The following is an 18021-nucleotide window of genomic DNA, read 5'->3' on the forward strand; positions in this document are numbered from 1 at the left end:
AAGGCCGGGTCCGCTGCACGGACCCGGCCTTCGGCGTCGTAGGCCCGCGGCTCAGAACAGCCGCAGTTTGTCGTCCTCGATGCCGCGCAGCGCGTCGTAGTCGAGGACCGCGCAGCCGATGCCCCGGTCCGTCGCGAGGACCCGGGCCTGGGGCTTGATCTCCTGGGCCGCGAAGATGCCCTTCACCGGGGCCAGGTGGGGGTCGCGGTTCAGCAGTTCCAGGTAGCGCGTGAGCTGTTCCACGCCGTCGATCTCGCCCCGGCGCTTGATCTCCACCGCGACGGTCTGCCCGTCCGCGTCCCGGCACAGGATGTCCACCGGACCGATGGCCGTCATGTACTCGCGCCGGATCAGCGTGTAGCCCTCGCCGAGGGTTTCGATGCGGTCGGCGAGGAGTTCCTGAAGGTGTGCTTCCACGCCGTCCTTGATCAGGCCGGGATCGACGCCGAGTTCGTGCGAGGAGTCGTGGAGGATCTCCTCCATCGTGATGATGAGCTTCTCGCCCGCCTTGTTGGTGACGGTCCACACGCCGTCCTCGTCACCCGCGCCCTCCTTCAACGAGCACGGCGGGGACATCCAGTTCAGGGGCTTGTAGGCCCGGTCGTCCGCGTGGATGGACACACTGCCGTCCGCCTTCACGAGGATCAGACGGGGTGCGGACGGGAGGTGGGCGGTGAGCCGGCCCGCGTAGTCGACGGAGCATCGGGCAATGACGAGACGCATGGTCGGCAACGCTACTCGACGGTCGTAGGTGCACGCGATTCGCCCACCCGTCTCCCGCCACCACCCTTGACCGGGTCCCTGCGGGCCGCCCCTTTTCTTCTGGAAGACCCCTGTTCGGTTGTGGCCGATTGTGTGCCCACCGGGAGTTGTCCATGTACGCATTCTTCTGGTGCCGTCACGGTCTGTTGCCTACGGTAGTAAACGGGAGGTCGCGGACCGTGCACGCAGCGTGTTCGAGACGTGAACTCCCGTCCCTGTCCGGCAACCCCTGTTGCTCGGGGGTGCGAGAGGAGAACTCATGTCGCTCGACGTCTCACCGGCCCTACTGGAACAGGCCGAGCGAGGCGAGGTCGACGAAGCCGCCTTCGTCGACTGCGTCCGGACCTCCCTGCCCTACGCGTGGGAGATGATCAGCTCCCTGGTGGCTCAGCTGAAGGTCGACGGTGGAGAGTTCGCCGACAACCAGACGCCCCCGCCGGACGAGCAGGCGCGTGGCCAGCTGCTGCGTGCGCTTGCGAGTGACGCGATACGCGGCGCGCTGCAGCGGCACTTCGGTGTGCGGCTGGCCTTCCAGAACTGCCACCGGGTGGCGGTGTTCCCGGTCGACTCCTCGGTCGACGAGACGCTGGCCCGCTTCACGTCGGTGCGCAACCAGCTGTTGAACCAGTCCCCGGAGTTCCGGGACTGCTGAGCCCGAGAGCCGTCAGCTTGCCGCTCCGTACGCGGGAGGTGCATTCAGTACGGGGCGGCAAGCCTCCGGCCGGACAGGCCCGTTCAGCCGAGGTGCGGGAGCACCTCGGCACCCAGTCGCCGTACGTTCTCCTCCGTGGCGGCGAGGTCGCCGGAGCCCTCGACGAGCAGGGCGAAGCGGGAGATGCCGGTCCGCTCGCTGGTCGCGGCCAGCCGGTCGGCGCACAGCCGGGGAGTGCCCACCGGGTGCAGCCCGCAGAGCAGTTCGGTGTACGCCAGCGGGTCCCGCATCGCCCGATGGCGGCCGTCCACCGTGACATGGGCCTCCAGCCCCTGCTTCAGCCAGCCCGGCATCGCCTTCAGCAGGGTCTCCGCCGCGTCCGTGCGCCGGTCGGCGATCTGGCAGACGCCGGCCGAGACATGGGACGCGGCCCGGATCTCCTCCGGCGTCCGCCCGGCCGCGCGTGCGTGCTTCCGCCACAGGGCGACCATCTCCGCCTTCTCCTCGTCGCCCACGTGCATCCCGAGCAGCATCGGCAGCCCGCGCTCGGCCGCGAGCCGCACGCTGCGGGGTGACGTACAGGCGAGCACGACCTCGGGGCCGGGCTCGCCCGACAGGGACTCCGAGGGACGCGGGACGACCGGGACCTCGCGGAAGGAGTAGCGGTCCCCGGCCGCCGCGACCGACGGGTCGCGCAGCCAGCGCACCAGCAGATCGAGTGATTCCGGGAACCCCGACTCGTAGGCCTCCAGACCCGAGCCGAAGACCTCCAGGTCGACCCAGGGCCCGCCGCGCCCGACGCCCAGGGAGAAGCGCCCGCCGCTCGTCAGGTGCAGCAGCGCGGCCTGTTCGCCCAGGGCCACCGGGTGGGTCGTGGGCAGCACGCTCACCGCGGTGCCGACGCGGATCCGGCGGGTACGGCCGAGCAGCAGCGCGGCCAGGGTGATCGCGGACGGACAGGTGCCGTAGGGCACGAAGTGGTGCTCGGCCAGCCAGACCGAGTCGAGCCCCGCCTCCTCCGCGGCCTCGGCCGAGCGGACCGCGCGGTGCAGCGCCTCCCCCTGGCCCTGACCCGGGAACTGGGCCGCCAACACGAAAGTTCCAACGCGCATTGCTCTTCCTGCTTCCTTGGCTCCGACGCGGAGCTCCCCCACTCGGCATAACCGTCTGACACGTGCCGAGGACACGGCTCGACGGAGGGATTTGCGGATTGTCTGCAGAATGACGCGCCGCGGCAGGGGACTTGTGGGGATTGGCGGCCTACGCGTACCCCCGTGCGCGCCGCGTAGGCTGGATACGGCCCCTGGTCCCTGTATAGCCCCGTGAGGTGTCCCGTGTCCCCGCGTCGCAACCGTCCGAAGGCCGGCGGTGCCTCCGCCCCGTCCGGCCGGAGCGCCGACGACGACCGTCCGGGGCGCTACGGCGGCTGGCAGGCCGCGGAGGAGTGGCAGGGCGAGGAGTGGAACGTACGGCATGTGGCGGGGGCCAGCGCGCAGGGCAAGGCGTACCGCTGTCCCGGCTGCGACCAGCTGATCCCGGACGGCGTCCCGCACCTCGTGGCGTGGCCCGCGCACGTCGGCATCGACGACCGCAGGCACTGGCACAAGTCCTGCTGGAACGCCAGAGACCGCCGCACCACGCGGGTGCAGCGGTCCCGTAACGCGCCGAGGTTCTAGCGGAGCCTAGACGTCCCGCCTCTCCAGCAGGGCGTAGGCGCCGGCGAAGGCGGCCGCCGTCACGCCGAGCATGATCCACAGGGGGTCCCAGCCGGAGGGGCCGGTCTCGGTGAGGGACTGCGAGTAGAAGACGCTGAGCTGGTTCGGGATCGAGTACTCGAACAGGGCCTCGCGCAGGTCCTCCAGGGACTGCGAGAACATGAACAGCGCGATCACCAGCGGCGCCAGCACGAGGCCGATCATGATGGTGATGGCGCCCGCGGAGTGCCGGATGACCGAGCCGACGACCAGCGACAGCAGGCCGATCAGCGCGATGTAGAACGAGATGCCGACCGTGCCCTTCAGCCATTCCGAGCCGGTCGGCTCGCGGGCGTCGGTCAGCAGGGCCACGTCCGCCATCGCGACGATCACCACCGAGACCAGGGTGACCGTGAACGCCAGCAGGAAGAACACGGTCGCCTTCGCCGCCAGCACCCGCCCGCGGGACGGGCACGCGGTCATCGTGGTGCGGATCATGCCGGTGCCGTACTCCGAGGCCGTGGTCAGCACGCCCAGCGTGATGATGCACATGATGCCGAGCAGCAGCCCGAAGAAGCCGAAGGAGAGCGGGTTCTCGCCCGCCAGCTCGCCCTCGCCGGCGTTGGCGGAGACCAGGGCGGCGGCGGCCAGGCCGATGCCGACCACCAGCACGACGAACACGCCGAGCGTCCACATCGTGGAGCGCACCGACCGGATCTTCGTCCACTCCGAGGCGAGGGCGTTGCCGAGGTGGGTGCGCTTGACCGGGATCGGCGAGGTGTAACCGGGGAACGAAGCGCCGGGCGCCGCCTGCCAGTTCGGTGCGGCGGTCCCCGGCATCGGGGGCTGCGGGGTGCTCATCGGGCGTCCTCGGGCTTGGTCGTGTCGGCAGCGGGGGCGGAGGCGGGAGGCGCGGGCTGCGCGTAGGGGTTCGGGGCCGCGGCGGGCGCGGCCGGGGCGCCGTAGGGGCCCTGAGGCGGTCCGGAGGGCGCCGGGGGCCCTCCGGGCTGCCCCTGGGGCATCGCGAACGGCTGACCGCCCTGCTGGGGCGGCGGCGGGGCGTACCAGCCCGGCTGGCCCTGCCCCGGAACCGGCATCGGCGGCTGCGCACCCGGCGGCACCAGCTGCTGCAGTCCGGCCTTCTGGTCGATGGTGGAGCGGTAGTCGACGGCGCCCTGCGTCATCCGCATGTACGCCTCCTCCAGCGAGGCCTGGTGCGGCGACAGCTCCCACAGCCGTACGTCCGACTCGTGCGCGATGTCGCTGATGCGCGGCAGCGGCAGCCCCGTCACGCGCAGCGCGCCGTCCTGCTCGGACAGCACGTGCCCGCCCGCCTCGGCCAGCGCCGAGGACAGCTTCTCGCGCAGCTGCGGCTCGGTGTCGGGGGTGCGCACCCGCGCGAAGCCGGCGGAGTTCGCCGCGATGAAGTCCTGCACGCTCATGTCGGCGAGCAGCTGGCCCCGCCCGATCACGATCAGGTGGTCCGCGGTCAGCGCCATCTCGCTCATCAGGTGCGAGGAGACGAAGACCGTGCGGCCCTCCGCGGCGAGCGACTTCATCAGGTTGCGCACCCAGAGGATGCCCTCGGGGTCGAGGCCGTTGACGGGCTCGTCGAACAGCAGCACCTGGGGGTCGCCGAGCAGCGCCGCGGCGATGCCGAGCCGCTGCCCCATGCCGAGCGAGAAGCCCTTGGAGCGCCTCCTCGCCACGTCCTGGAGGCCCACCACGCCGAGCACCTCGTCCACCCGGCGGGCCGGGATGCCGGAGAGCTGGGCCAGGCTCAGCAGATGGTTGCGGGCCGTGCGTCCGCCGTGCACGGCCTTGGCGTCGAGCAGCGCGCCGACCTGGCGCGGGGCGTTGGGCAGCTTGCGGTACGGGTAGCCGCCGATCGTCACCTGCCCCGAGCTGGGGTTGTCCAGGCCGAGGATCATCCGCATCGTCGTCGACTTGCCGGAGCCGTTGGGGCCCAGGAAGCCGGTGACGGAACCGGGTCGTACCTGGAAGGAAAGGTTGTACACAGCGGTCTTGTCGCCGTAGCGCTTGGTCAGGCCGACTGCCTCGATCATGCTCCGCACCCATCGAAAGGTTCAGGACAGCAGGGCACACGCCCCCGTAAGGGTTAGGAGGATATCCGGGCGCTGACGGTTCCCTTCAAGACCGGGCAAAAACAGTTGGCTCAGGGTGTCGGTCCTCAGGCCTCAGGCGTCTCTCTTCTTCAGCAGCAGGAATCCGCCCGCGAGCGCCGCGATCACCCACAGCACCATGATGCCGAGGCCGCCCCAGGGCCCGTACGGGGTGTCGTCGTCGACCGGGGTGACCACCTGCATGATCTTGCTGCCGGCCTGGTCCGGGAGGTAGCGGCCGATCTTCTTGGTGGCCGGCACGTTGCCGAGGATGTTGGAGACCAGGAAGAAGAACGGCATCAGGATGCCCAGCGACAGCATCGGCGAGCGCAGCATCGCGGCGACGCCCATCGAGAACATCGCGATCAGCGTCATGTAGAGACCGCCGCCGATGACCGCCCGCAGCACCCCCTCGTCGCCGATGGACGCCTTGTGCTCGCCGAGCATCGCCTGGCCCAGGAAGAAGGTGACGAAGCTGGTGACCAGACCGACCAGCAGCGCCAGAGCCGTCGCCACCGCGATCTTGCTGAACAGGAAGGAGCCGCGCTGCGGCACCGCGGCCAGCGAGGTGCGGATCATGCCGGTGCTGTACTCGTTCGACACCACCAGCACCCCGAACACGATCATCGCGAGCTGGCCGAGGCTCATGCCCGCGAAGCTGATGAAGGTGGGGTCGAAGGAGAGCTGGTCCTCGCGGTCCATCTTGTCGAACTCGTTCTTCGACAGCAGCGAGATCAGCATGCCCAGCGCGATCGTCACCACCACGGCGAGGGACAGCGTCCACACCGTCGACGCCACCGACCGGATCTTGGTCCACTCGGAACGGATGACCTGACTCGTCGCCATCGCTCAGCTCTCCTTCCGCCGGCCGTCGCCCCAGGCCTGCCGCGGCTCGGCGGGTGTGTCCGAATGCGCGTGGTACTCCACCGACTCCGCGGTCAACTGCATGAACGCCTCCTCCAGCGACGCCTGCTGAGGGCTCAGTTCGTGCAGCACGAGCTGGTGCTGCGCCGCCAGCTCACCGACCCGCTCCGACTGCCCGCCGTCCACCTCCAGCGCCCCGCTCCCGGTCTGCACGACCGTCATCCCGGCCCGCCGCAGCACATCGAGCAGCCGCTCGCGGTGCGGGGTGCGGACCCGGACGTAGGAGCGCGAGTTCTGCGCGATGAAGTCGGCCATGGAGGTGTCGGCGAGCAGCCGGCCCTGGCCGATGACCACGAGATGGTCGGCGGTGAGGGCCATCTCGCTCATCAGGTGCGAGGAGACGAACACCGTCCGGCCCTGCGCGGCCAGCGACTTCATCAGATTGCGGATCCAGTGGATGCCCTCGGGGTCCAGGCCGTTGACCGGCTCGTCGAACATCAGGATCCGCGGATCGCCCAGCAGCGCCCCCGCGATGCCGAGGCGCTGGCCCATGCCGAGCGAGAAGCCCTTGGCCTTCTTCCGTGCGACCGGCGTCAGACCGACGGTGTCCAGCACCTCGGTCACCCGCTTCTTCGGGATGCCGTTGCTCTGCGCGAGACAGAGCAGATGGTGGTAGGCGCTGCGGCCGCCGTGCATGGCCTTCGCGTCCAGCAGGGCGCCGATGTACGTCAGCGGGTCCTTGAGCTGGTCGTAGTGCTTGCCGTCGATCCGCACGTCCCCTGCGGTCGGCCGGTCCAGACCCAGCATCATGCGCATGGTGGTGGACTTGCCGGCGCCGTTGGGGCCGAGGAACCCGGTCACGATGCCGGGTCTGACGGTGAAGGTGAGATTGTTGACCGCCACCTTCTCGCCGTACCGCTTGGTCAGCCCCTCGAGCTCGATCATGCGGCAACGCTAAAACGGGACAAAGCCCTCTGCCACCTCAGTGGCAGAGGGCTTCGCAGGTGTTCAGCGGCTGTACGCCGGAGCGTTACCGGGACTGCTGCGCGGGAACCCCGCGGGAGATCGGCTCGTCCTCGGCCGGCGTGCCCGCGGCGGCCACCGCGGCACCGGTGAGGGTCGCCAGCATCTCGCGCACGTTCGTCAGCTGGGCGTTGATCGAGTCGCGGCGGTTGGTGAGCGCCGCGAGCTCGCGCTCGGATTCCGAACGGATGCGGTCGGCCTTGGCGTTGGCGTCCGCCACGATGTCCTCGGCCTGGCGCTGCGCGGTCTCCACGGTCTGCCGGGCGCGGCGCTCGGCGTCCGTCCGCAGCTTCTCGGCCTCCAGGCGGAGCTGCTCCGCGCGGTGCTCGATCTCCGCGAGGCGCTTCTCGGCCTTCTGCTGACGGGAGGCCAGGTCGCGCTCGGACTGCTCGCGGCGCTTGGCCAGGTTCGTCTCGAAGTCCGCCGCGGCCTGCGCCGCCTTGGCGCGGGTCTCCTCGAAGAGAGCGTCGGCCTCCTCACGCTTGGACTGCGCGTCCTTCTGCGCCTCGGAGCGCAGCTGGGAGGCGTCGCTCTTGGCCTTCTCGACGATCCGGACGCCCTCGTCCTCGGCCTTGGACTTGCGCTCCGCCGCGAACGATTCTGCGTCGTTGCGGACCTGCTGGGCCGCCGACTCGGCGAGCTCGCGGTGCTGCTCGGCGGCGCGACGGGCCTCCTCGCGCAGGTCCTTGGCCTCTTCCTCGGCGAGGCGGAGGATCTTCTCGACACGCGCGCCGAGACCGGCGTACGACGGCTCGGCGTCGGTTACCTGGGCCTGGGCGTTCTGCGTCTCGAGGTGGAGCTCCTCGATGCGCTTTTCCAGAGCGGTGATGCGGGCGAGAGCGCTGTCACGGTCGGAGACGAGCTTGGAGATCCGTTCGTCCACCTGAGCGCGGTCGTACCCACGCCGCACAAGCTCGAAGCCGTAGGGGGAAGTGTCGCTCATGGGGTTCCTGTCGAATGAGACCGGTGAGGTGATAGGGGGAATCCTAGGGGCCGAAGCGGTGTGTCATCGAGCGGATACGTGTTTGATCTGGAGAATGACACCCCTTTTGAGTGGCTAACCGTCGGACCGCTTGCCAAAAACTCGGGCAAAGGCCCCAGAAAACACCGGAACCGGTTCGCCTGACTAGCCCTCCGGCGCCTTGCCACCCGATCGAGGGGCGCCGACCGTCGCGCCCGCCTTGACACCGGCGTCCTTGCCGGCCGCCGGAGCCTCGAAGGACTCCAACGCCTCCAGCACGTCCTGGACACGGGAGATCTCGGCGTTGATGTCCTCGCGCCGGCGCACGAGCACCTCCAGCTCGCGCTTGCCCTCCTCGACCGTCCGCTTCGCCTCGCGGATCGCCTCGGCGCGCAGCTCCTCGGCCTCCTTGATCAGCGAGGACTTCTTCTGCTCGGCCTCCTTGAGCAGCCCCTCGGCCTTCTTCACCGCGGCGATACGGACCTTGCCCGCCTCGGAGTTGGCCTCCGAGACCAGCTCCTTCGCCTTCGCCTGGGCCTTCCCCAGCTGCTCCTCGGCGGCCTTGATGAGCGCGTCGCAGCGGTCGCCGGTCGACTTCATCGTCTCCGCGGCCTCGCGGCGGGCCCGCTCGTGCAGCTCCTCGATCTCGCTGGTGATGCGGTCGCGCAGCTCCTGCGCGCGCTCCCTTATCGCGGCGGCGTCCCGGCGGGCGCCGACGAGCAGCTCGTCCGCGTCCGTACGGGCCTTCTCCACCAGGGAGTTGCCCTCGACCGTCGCCTCCGCGACCAGCCGGTCGGCCTCCTTGCGGGCGGCGCCCACCATGGTGTCGGCCTGCGACTCGGCGTCCGCGGTGGTCTTCAGCGCCTGCTTCTGCGACTCGGCCAGCAGCTTGTCGGCCTCCGCCGCGGTCTCCGTGATGAGCGTGTCGACCTGCTCGGCGGCCTCCGAACGCCGCTTGTTGGCGTCCTTGCGTGCCTCGTCCAGGGTCCGCTCGGCCTCCTCGCGGGCGGCCGCGGTGACCCGCTCGGCCTCCGCCAGCGCCTCGGCCTTCAGCCGCTCCGACTCGCCGCGCACCCGCTCGGCGTGCTGTTGCGCGGAGCCCACCGTCTCGGCGGCCTCGGCACGCAGCCGCTCCGCGTCGCCGGTGGCCTCCGACAGCAGCTGCTCAGCCGTCGCCACCGACTCGGCACGGACCCGCTCGGCCTCGGCGACGGTCTCGGACCGCAGCCGCTCGGCCTCGGCGACCGTCTCGGTGCGCAGCCGATCGGTGTCGGTCAGGGTCTCGGTGGTGAGGCGCTCCGCCTCCGCGCGCGCCTCGGTGATGAGGGTGTCGGCCTGCGTCGCCGCATCCGACCGGATGCGGTTGGCGTCCTCCCGGGCGTCCGCCCGGGTCCGAGCGGCGGCCTGGTCGGCCTCGGCGATGGCGTCCGCCGCCTCCGTGCGCGCCCGCTGGGCGTGCTCGGACGCGTCCGTGCGCAGCCGCTCGGCCTCCGCGATGGCCTCCGAGACCGTGCGCTCGGCCAGCGCCTTGGCGGCCTCCGTCTCCTCCGTCGCCTCGCGCCGGATCCGGCCCGCGTCCTGCGAGGCCCGCTCCCGCTCGGCGTAGGCGTCGCCGCGGACCCGGTCCGCCTCTTCCTCGGCCTCGCGCCGGGTCCGGTCCGCCGCGTGCTCGGCCGCGCTGCGCAGCCCCTGGATCTCCTCCTGGGCCTGCTCCTGCAGCCCGGCGACCGAGTCCCGCACCTGCTGGGCGTGGAGCTCGGCGGCCGACACCATCTCGGTGGCCCGCCGGTCCGCCTCCTCGACCAGCCGTACCGCCTCGGTCTGCGCATCCTCCACGCGCTTGCGCGCCGAGGCCAGCAGCTCCTCGCTCTGCTCGCGGGCCCGCTCGCGCTCCTGGTCGGCCTCCTGCCGCGCGGAACCGAGGGTCTCCTCGGCCTCGCGGCGGCGCCGGGCGGCCTCCTCCTGGGCGGCGGCCAGCGTCTCCGACGCCTCGGCCGCGATCCGCTCGGCGGCGGCCTGCGCCTCCGCCCGCACCCGGTCGGCGCTGTCCTGGGCCTCCGACTTCAGCCGCTCCGCCTCGGCAGCGGCCTCCGAGCGCAGGCGTACGGCGAGGGCCTCGCCCTCCGCGCGGGACGCGGACGCGTCCGAGGCGGCCTCGGTGCGCAGGCGTTCGGCCTCCGCCTCGGCCTGCTGCTGCAGCGTGCGGATCCGCTCGGCGGCCTCCGCGCGCAGCCGCTCGGTCTCCTCGGCGGCCTCGCGGCGGATCCGGGTGGCCTCCTCGCGGGCCTCGGTCAGCGCCTGCTCGGCGGCGGTCACCCGCTGCTCGGCCTCCGACTGGAGCCGGGTCAGCTCGGCGGCCGCCTCCGCCCGGCGGGCCTCCATGGCCCGCTCGGTCTCCTCGCGCAGCTCGCGCGCGGCGCGCTCGGCCTCGTCCCGGATGCCCTCGGCCTGCTCGACGACCTCGGCGCGGTGCCGCTCGGCCTCCTGCCGGGTGCGCTCCAGCGTCTCCTCGGCCTGCCGGCGCAGCGTCGTGGCGCGCTCGATGGCCTCGGTGCGGACCTTCTCGCTGTCCGCCGTGGCGCTCTGGCGGAGCTCGTCGGCGTCCGCCTTGGCCTTGGCCAGCAGCTCCTCGGCGGTCCTGGCCGCCTCCTCGATCTGCTGGACGGCCTCCCGGCGGGCCTCCGCGCGGATCTTCTCGCCCTCGGCGACCGCGTCGGCGCGCAGCTGCTCGGCCTCCCCGCGCAGCCGGCGGGCCTCCTCCTGGAGCTCGACCGTCTTGGCGCGGTACTCCTTGGTGTCGTCCTTCGCCGCGCCCTTGAGCTGCTCGGCGATGTCGTGCGCCTCGGCCCGCAGCCGGTCCGCCTCGGCCTCCGCCTCCCGGCGGATCCGCTCGGCCTCCTCGGCGGCGGCCCTGGTGGTGCTGCGCGCGTCCTCCTGCGCCTTGTTGAGGACGTCCTCGGCGGTCTTGGCCGCCTTCGACAGCTGGGTCGCGCTCTCCTCGGCGGTGAGCGTACGGGCTTTCTCGGCGGCCTCCGCCAGGACCTTCTCGGCCTGGGCGCGGGCGTCGGCGACGAGCTGCTCGGCCTCCGCCTTGGTGGCCTCGGCCTCCTTGGTGGCCTCGCTGACCAGCCGGGCGACCTGCTCCTTGGCCGTACGGGTGCGCTGCTCGTTGGCCGACTCGGCGCTGCTGAGGGTCTTGCCCGCGGCCTCCTTGGCCTCGGTGAGGACCTTCTCCGCCTCGGCCTGCGCCTTGCGCAGCGCCTCCTCGGCCGCCGCCATGCGCTGCTCGGCGGCCCGGCTCAGCTCGGCGGCCTCGCGGCGGGCGGCGTCCGACTCGGTGACGGTGGAGCTGCGCAGCTGTTCGGCGTGGTCGGTGGCCTCCTGGGCCTGGGTGGAGGCGGCGTTCAGCAGCCGCTCGGCGTCGGTGCGGGCCCGCCGCAGCAGCTGCTCGGCCTCCGCGCGGGCGGCCTCCGCCTCGCTCTGCAGGCGCTGGCGGGCCTCCGCGGTGATCCGCTCGGCCTCCGCGCGGGCGGCGGCCATGGCCTGATCGGCCTCGGCGCGGGACTCGTCGAGGAGCCGGCGGGCCTGGGACTCACTGCGGGCGCGCAGCTGCTCGGCCCACGCCACGTTCTCGTTGACGTGCGACTCGACGGTCTGGCGGCGCTCGGCGAGCTCCTGGTCGAGCTGCTGGCGGCGGGTGACCGCCTCCTGGTGCAGCTCCGCCTGGAGCCGCGCGGCCTGCTCGGCGTGCTCCTGGAGGATCCGCTGCGTCTGCGCGCGGGCCTGGCTCAGCTCGCGCTCGGCGTCCTGCCGGAGCTGGTCGGCCTGGATCTGCGCGTTCCGCAGGAGTTGCTCGGCCTGGTAGCCGATGTCACCGCCGCCGAAGTCGGGCCGGGACATGATGGTGCGCCGCGCCTCGTGCAACTTGGCGCGCAGCACCTCGACCTGGTAGCCGAGGTCCTCGGCGTGCTGGATCGCCTTTTCCCGCTCGGTCTTCAGCCGCTCCATCTCGGCCTCGAACCGAGAGAGGTGGTCGACGTCAGCCGCCGGCTCTCGCTCCTGGCGTTCGTAGCCCCGCACTGCGCGGTCCCATCCGTCCCCTGGTCGCAAGTCACTCCATACGAGCTCCGTCCATCCGCCGAACGGGGCCCCCGGGGAATGGTGTCAGATCACGACGGAGCATGGGCTGCTGCCCCGACGCTCGTCCCCCGAAACCCGGACCCCGGCCCGCGGTCGAACGCCCGAAGAGCGACGACCGACCCCAACCCTACCGGCCCCTATGTACGAGGGTCAGTGCTCAGGTGACTCAACGGGCGCCGAAGTGACCAGTTCTGTGAGTACGCCATGGCAATCCTTGGGGTGCAGGAAGGTGATCCGCGACCCCATGGAGCCGCGCCGGGGCTCCTCGTACAGCACGCGTACGCCCTTGTCCTTGATGTCCGCGGCGTCCGCGTCGACGTCCGCCGTGCCGAAGGCGATGTGGTGCACGCCCTCGCCGTTCTTGGCGAGCCACTTCGCGACGGTGGAGTCATCACGGGTGGGTTCCAGCAGCTGGAGGTACGAGGCGCCGCCGTCGGACGTATCGTTGATCTTGAGCATGGCTTCACGGACGCCCTGCTCCTCGTTGATCTCGGAGTGGAACACCTCGAAGCCGTAGGTGGCCCGGTAGAACTCGACGGTCGCGTCGAGGTCGAAACAGGCGATCCCGATGTGGTCGATTCGCGTCAGCATGCTGTTAGTGCAGCGCTCCTGAGGTGGTTACGCAACGTGCCAGCGATCACACCGACAGCCCGGTGACGGCACGGAGTGCCATCAGTACATTCGGAGTAAACCCTCGTTCACTCCTCGGCTGTGCAGGCTGGAAGGGGATCGCACGACATGTCTTCTGCAACTTCCGTGATCGTCGCGGGCGCTCGGACGCCCATGGGACGACTGCTCGGCTCACTCAAGACCTTCTCCGGAGCCGACCTCGGTGGCTTCGCGATCAAGGCCGCCCTCGACCGTGCGGGAATCGGCGGCGACCAGGTGCAGTACGTGATCATGGGCCAGGTGCTCCAGGCCGGGGCAGGGCAGATCCCGGCGCGCCAGGCCGCGGTCAAGGCCGGCATCCCGATGAGCGTCCCGGCGCTCACCATCAACAAGGTCTGTCTCTCCGGCCTCGACGCCATCGCCCTCGCCGACCAGCTGATCCGCGCCGGCGAGTTCGACGTGATCGTCGCCGGCGGCCAGGAGTCCATGACCAACGCCCCGCACCTGCTGCCGAAGTCCCGCGAGGGCTTCAAGTACGGGGCGATCGAGATGCTCGACGCGATGGCCTACGACGGCCTGACCGACCCGTGGGAGAACATCCCCATGGGCCAGTCGACGGAGAAGCACAACACGCGGCTCGGCATCGCCCGCGAGGCGCAGGACGAGATCGCCGCGCTGTCCCACCAGCGGGCCGCCGCCGCGCAGAAGAACGGCCTCTTCGAGGCCGAGATCACGCCGGTGGAGATCCCGCAGCGCAAGGGTGAGCCGGTCGTCTTCAGCAAGGACGAGGGCATCCGCGCCGAGACCACCGCGGAGTCGCTGGCGAAGCTGCGTCCGGCGTTCGCGAAGGACGGCACGATCACCGCCGGTTCGGCCTCGCAGATCTCCGACGGCGCCGCCGCTGTCGTCGTGATGAGCAAGGCCAAGGCGCAGGAGCTGGGCCTGGAGTGGATCGCCGAGATCGGCGCCCACGGCAATGTGGCGGGCCCGGACAGCAGCCTGCAGTCGCAGCCGTCCAACGCCATCCTGCACGCCCTGAAGAAGGAGGGCCTGGAGGTCTCCGACCTCGATCTGATCGAGATCAACGAGGCGTTCGCGGCGGTCGCGGTCCAGTCAATGAAGGACCTCGGCGTGTCCACGGAAATGGTGAACGTCAACGGTGGCGCGATCGCCCTCGGCCACCCCATCGGCATGTCCGGCGCGCGTCTCGTGCTGCACCTGGCGCTGGAGCTCAAGCGCCGGGGCGGCGGCGTGGGCGCGGCGGCGCTGTGCGGCGGCGGCGGTCAGGGTGACGCGCTGATCGTGCGGGTAGCGAAGGCCTGACCCGACTATCTCTGAGTGAACGGAGCTGTGATGCAGGACGTCTCCACGCTGGTGGCCCAGGCCAGGGAGGGCAGGCCGCGGGCCGTGGCTCGCCTGATCTCCCTGGTGGAGGGGGCGTCCCCGCAGCTCAGGGAGGTCATGGCGGCGCTGGCTCCGCTGACCGGCGGGGCGTACGTGGTGGGCCTGACGGGCTCGCCGGGGGTCGGCAAGTCGACGTCGACGTCCGCGCTGGTGACGGCGTACCGCAAGCAGGGCAGGCGGGTCGGCGTGCTCGCCGTGGACCCGTCGTCGCCGTTCTCGGGCGGGGCGCTGCTCGGTGACCGGGTGCGGATGTCGGAGCACGCCTCGGACCCCGGGGTCTACATCCGCTCGATGGCGACCCGGGGCCACCTGGGCGGCCTCGCCTGGGCGGCCCCCCAGGCGATCCGGGTCCTGGACGCGGCGGGCTGCGACGTGATCCTGGTGGAGACGGTCGGCGTGGGCCAGTCGGAGGTGGAGATCGCCTCGCAGGCGGACACCTCCGTGGTGCTGCTGGCTCCGGGCATGGGCGACGGCATCCAGGCCGCGAAGGCGGGCATCCTGGAGATCGGTGACGTCTACGTCGTCAACAAGGCCGACCGGGACGGCGCGGACGCCACCGCCCGCGAGCTGAACCACATGCTGGGCCTGGGCGAGTCCCGGGGGCCGGGCGACTGGCGGCCGCCGATCGTGAAGACGGTGGCGGCGCGCGGCGAGGGCGTCGACGAGGTCGTCGAAGCCCTGGAGAAGCACCGCGCCTGGATGGAGGAGCGGGGCGTCCTGGTGGAACGGCGCCGGTCCCGCGCCTCCCGCGAGGTGGAGACCATCGCGGTCACCGCCCTGCGCGAACGCATCGGCGACCTGCACGGCGACCGCCGCCTGAGCGCTCTGGCGGAGCGCATCGTGGCGGGGGAACTGGACCCCTACCGGGCGGCGGACGAACTCGTGGCGGGTCTTACGGAGGGCTGAGACTGCCTTCAGGGGGCGGGGACGGGGAGCGCCGGGAGTGAGGGCCGAGGTCAGTCGTCGTCCGCCTGGCGGTCGTCGTCCTGGCTTCGGCTGAGCTCGGCCGTCCTGGGGTCGACCTTCCACTCGCCCTTCGTGGTCTCCACGGTCCACACCGCGGGGCCGTCGTCGTCCAGGTCGACCTCGGTCACGGTGCCCTTCGCCGCGCCGGCCCGGGCGGCCTCGCGGGCGTCCACGGTCGTGCCCTTCAGGGCGGCGAGGTCGTCACGGCCGTCGCTGTCGTCGTCGTCACGGTCGGCGCCGAGGACCTCTCCGGAACCGGCGGCGATCCTGACGGTGTACTCGGTGCCGTCCGACGTCACGACGTCCACCTCCCAGGCGTCCTCTCCGTCGTCCTCCCGGTCCACGGAGACGGCCGTGCCCGGGGTGCGCTTCAGCGCGGCCGTCACGGCGTCGGCCGCGGTCACCTCGGCGGTGCGGGCCTCGGCGGTGTCGTCGTCCCGGGTGCCGTCCTGACTGTCGTCGCGGCTGTCGTCGCGGTCGTCGTCCCGGTCGTCGGCGACCCGGGTGTTCGAGTCCCGCTGGGCGGGTGCGCTGTCGTCCCCGGACGCGTAGGCCGCGACCGTGCCGCCCGTGACGAGTGCCGCGGCGGTGACGGTGGCGATGACGATGTTGCGCTTCATCCTGGTTCCTCCCGAGTCGGTTCTCTTCGCGTCGTTTCGTTGCGACGGGAACCAATCTGGCGAACCGACGCTGAGGAGAACCTGAAGGACCCTGAAGAGCTCTTCAGCTTCGCTTTGCCAAGCTGTGCCCATGCGCCTGTTGATCGTGGAGGACGAAAAGCGGCTCGCCCTGTCGCTCGCGAAGGGCCTGACGGCCGAGGGCTACGCCGTCGACGTCGTCCACGACGGCCGCGAAGGGTTGTACCGCGCCTCGGAGGGCTCGTACGACCTGGTGATCCTCGACATCATGCTGCCCGGCATGAACGGCTACCGCGTCTGCGCCGCCCTGCGCGCCGCAGGCCACGAGGTGCCGATCCTGATGCTCACCGCCAAGGACGGCGAGTACGACGAGGCCGAAGGGCTGGACACCGGCGCCGACGACTACCTCACCAAGCCCTTCTCCTACGTCGTCCTCGTCGCCCGGATCAAGGCGCTGCTTCGCCGTCGCAACGCCGGTACCGGCTCCCCGGTGCTCACCCTCGGCGAGCTCCGCGTCGACACCGGCGCCCACCAGGTCTTCCGGGACGGCACCGAGATCCCGCTCACCGCCAAGGAGTTCGCGGTGCTGGAGCAGCTCGCCCTGCACGCGGGCCAGGTGATCTCCAAGGCGCACATCCTCGACCACGTCTGGGACTTCGCCTACGACGGCGACCCCAACATCGTCGAGGTGTACATCAGCAATCTGCGCCGCAAACTCGGCGCCGGCCTCATCCGCACCGTCCGCGGCGCCGGATACCGACTGGAGTCCGGCCGATGAAGCGCCTCTTCGGTTCCGTCCGCGCGCGAGCGGCCCTCGCCGCCACCCTCGTCGTGGCCGTGGCCCTCGTCGCCGCCGGGGCGGTCGTCCTGCTCACCCTGCGCAGCAACCTCACCGGGCAGGCCGACTCCGAGGCCGACGACGCAGCCCGCTCGGTCGCCACCCAGATCGCGCAGGACGTGCCGTACGCCGACCTCGACCTGGACGAGGACCACCCGGTGCAGGTGGTGGACGCGGACCGACGGGTGCTCGCGGTGTCCGAGGGCCTGGAGACGATCAGCGGCACCGGTGTCAGGGGGGTGACGCCCATGACGGGCGGCACCGAGAGTCCCGACGACGAGGGCGATGACGGTGACGATGCCGACGATCTGCGGATCGGGGAGCTGGGGGACATCTCCTGGCACGGCCAGGGCTGGGCCACCGTCGACGGTGAGCGCACCGAGTACCGCTTCGCCCGGATCGAGGTCACCGACCCGCGCGACCGGACCGTCCTCGTCCACGCCGGCGCCTCACTGGAGGCCGAGCGGGACGCCGTACGCACCGCCTCGACCGTCATGCTGATCGGGCTGCCCGCCCTGCTCGCCGTGGTCGGCTCGGTGACCTGGCTGGTCACCCGGCGCGCCCTGCGCCCGGTGGAGGGCATCCGGCGGGAGATGGCCGAGATCACCGCCTCCGAGGACCTGTCCCGGCGGGTGCCCGAGCCGGGCACCCACGACGAGGTCGCCCGGCTGGCCCGGACCACCAATGAGACGCTCAGCGCCCTGGAGACCTCCGTCGAACGCCAGCGCCGCTTCGTCGCCGACGCCTCCCACGAGCTGCGCAGCCCGATCGCCTCGCTGCGCACCCAGCTCGAAGTGGCCGCCGCCCACCCGGAGTTCCTGGACCTGGACGGGGCGGTCGAGGACACCGTACGGCTGCAGCGCCTCGCCGCCGACCTGCTGCTGCTCGCCCGTCTCGACGCGGGGGAGCGGCCCGCCGGCGCGCGGATGGATCTGGCCGCGCTGGCCGGGGAGGAGGCCGAGGGGCGGGCCGGGGTGGTGGTGAGGGCGGACGGGCCGGTGGAAGTGACCGGATCCCGGGGGCAGTTGGGGCGAGTGCTCGCCAATCTGCTCGACAACGCGGCCCGGCACGCCCGTTCCGCGGTCACCGTGACGGTCCGGCGGGAGGGGGAGCGGGCGGTGCTCCGGGTCGCCGACGACGGGGACGGGGTGGCCGTCGCCGACCGGGAGCGGATCTTCGAGCGGTTCGTCCGCCTCGACGAGGCCCGCAGCCGCGACGACGGCGGCGCCGGGCTCGGACTCGCCATCGCCCGCGATGTCGCCGAGCGGCACGGCGGCACCCTCACGGTCGGGGACGCGCCGGCGGGCGGAGCCCTGTTCGAACTCCGCCTGCCGCTCGCCTAGTGGA

The 18021-nt window shown here is 71.7% G+C and carries 16 protein-coding genes; 6 read left to right on the top strand and 10 right to left on the bottom strand.

The genetic code is table 11. The features are described from left to right. Positions 1-51 precede the first annotated feature (51 nt). Entirely contained in the window at positions 52-723 is a 672-nt protein-coding gene (gene nucS, locus M8H82_RS20130; RefSeq protein WP_250076032.1) for an endonuclease NucS, read from the bottom strand. Between the two features lie 298 nt (positions 724-1021). Here nucS and M8H82_RS20135 point away from each other — a divergent pair, with 298 nt between their 5' ends. Then, positions 1022-1414 (top strand): SCO5389 family protein, encoded by a 393-nt coding sequence (locus M8H82_RS20135; protein ID WP_250076035.1) that lies wholly within the window; start codon positions 1022-1024, stop codon positions 1412-1414. Positions 1415-1497: 83 nt separating this feature from the next. Here the strand turns inward: M8H82_RS20135 and M8H82_RS20140 are convergent, their stop codons facing one another. After that, the gene (locus M8H82_RS20140) at positions 1498-2526 is read right to left on the bottom strand and encodes an LLM class flavin-dependent oxidoreductase (RefSeq protein WP_250076037.1); all 1029 of its coding nucleotides are present in this window, start codon (positions 2524-2526) and stop codon (positions 1498-1500) included. A gap of 222 nt (positions 2527-2748) precedes the next feature. On the opposite strand from M8H82_RS20140, the gene M8H82_RS20145 reads away from it, so the two are divergent. Further along, on the top strand, positions 2749-3090 hold the full coding sequence (locus M8H82_RS20145; protein ID WP_250076038.1) for an ATP/GTP-binding protein: 342 nt from the start codon (positions 2749-2751) through the stop codon (positions 3088-3090). Between the two features lie 6 nt (positions 3091-3096). On the opposite strand, the gene M8H82_RS20150 is transcribed toward M8H82_RS20145, so the two are convergent. The 7 genes from M8H82_RS20150 to mce all read right to left on the bottom strand — a co-directional run bounded on the left by M8H82_RS20150 (position 3097) and on the right by mce (position 12810). Next, the gene (locus tag M8H82_RS20150; RefSeq protein WP_250076041.1) at positions 3097-3969 is read right to left on the bottom strand and encodes an ABC transporter permease subunit; all 873 of its coding nucleotides are present in this window, start codon (positions 3967-3969) and stop codon (positions 3097-3099) included. Continuing rightward, the gene (locus M8H82_RS20155) at positions 3966-5174 is read right to left on the bottom strand and encodes an ABC transporter ATP-binding protein (protein ID WP_250076042.1); all 1209 of its coding nucleotides are present in this window, start codon (positions 5172-5174) and stop codon (positions 3966-3968) included. Before M8H82_RS20155 ends, M8H82_RS20150 begins: the two co-directional genes overlap by 4 nt. A 132-nt stretch (positions 5175-5306) precedes the next feature. Continuing rightward, on the bottom strand, positions 5307-6077 hold the full coding sequence (locus tag M8H82_RS20160; RefSeq protein WP_250076045.1) for an ABC transporter permease: 771 nt from the start codon (positions 6075-6077) through the stop codon (positions 5307-5309). Positions 6078-6080: 3 nt separating this feature from the next. After that, positions 6081-7040: an ABC transporter ATP-binding protein gene (locus M8H82_RS20165; RefSeq protein ID WP_250076047.1), complete on the bottom strand. Its 960-nt coding sequence runs from the start codon at positions 7038-7040 to the stop codon at positions 6081-6083. 85 nt (positions 7041-7125) lie between these two features. Then, positions 7126-8061, bottom strand: a complete 936-nt coding sequence (locus M8H82_RS20170; protein ID WP_250076049.1) for a cellulose-binding protein — start codon at positions 8059-8061, stop codon at positions 7126-7128. 183 nt (positions 8062-8244) lie between these two features. Beyond that, positions 8245-12159, bottom strand: coding sequence for a polarized growth protein Scy (gene scy, locus M8H82_RS20175; protein WP_250076050.1), 3915 nt, complete (start codon positions 12157-12159; stop codon positions 8245-8247). A gap of 210 nt (positions 12160-12369) precedes the next feature. Further along, positions 12370-12810, bottom strand: a complete 441-nt coding sequence (gene mce, locus M8H82_RS20180) for a methylmalonyl-CoA epimerase (RefSeq protein WP_250076052.1) — start codon at positions 12808-12810, stop codon at positions 12370-12372. Between the two features lie 147 nt (positions 12811-12957). Here mce and M8H82_RS20185 point away from each other — a divergent pair, with 147 nt between their 5' ends. Both M8H82_RS20185 and meaB read left to right on the top strand, forming a co-directional pair. After that, positions 12958-14151, top strand: a complete 1194-nt coding sequence (locus M8H82_RS20185) for an acetyl-CoA C-acetyltransferase (RefSeq protein ID WP_250076054.1) — start codon at positions 12958-12960, stop codon at positions 14149-14151. 30 nt (positions 14152-14181) lie between these two features. After that, positions 14182-15138, top strand: coding sequence for a methylmalonyl Co-A mutase-associated GTPase MeaB (gene meaB / locus M8H82_RS20190; RefSeq protein ID WP_250076157.1), 957 nt, complete (start codon positions 14182-14184; stop codon positions 15136-15138). Between the two features lie 50 nt (positions 15139-15188). Here the strand turns inward: meaB and M8H82_RS20195 are convergent, their stop codons facing one another. Beyond that, positions 15189-15818 (bottom strand): PepSY domain-containing protein, encoded by a 630-nt coding sequence (locus M8H82_RS20195; RefSeq protein ID WP_250076056.1) that lies wholly within the window; start codon positions 15816-15818, stop codon positions 15189-15191. 130 nt (positions 15819-15948) lie between these two features. Here M8H82_RS20195 and M8H82_RS20200 point away from each other — a divergent pair, with 130 nt between their 5' ends. Together M8H82_RS20200 and M8H82_RS20205 are read left to right on the top strand one after the other, a co-directional pair. Continuing rightward, positions 15949-16614 carry a response regulator transcription factor gene (locus tag M8H82_RS20200; RefSeq protein WP_250076058.1) on the top strand — a complete coding sequence of 222 codons (666 nt, stop codon included), beginning with the start codon at positions 15949-15951 and terminating at the stop codon, positions 16612-16614. After that, positions 16611-18017, top strand: a complete 1407-nt coding sequence (locus tag M8H82_RS20205) for a cell wall metabolism sensor histidine kinase WalK (protein WP_250076059.1) — start codon at positions 16611-16613, stop codon at positions 18015-18017. The genes M8H82_RS20200 and M8H82_RS20205 overlap by 4 nt, the downstream gene beginning before the upstream one ends. Positions 18018-18021: the final 4 nt, after the last annotated feature.

The sequence above is a fragment of the Streptomyces sp. YS415 genome, assembly GCF_023544665.1.
GTDB lineage: Bacteria > Actinomycetota > Actinomycetes > Streptomycetales > Streptomycetaceae > Streptomyces.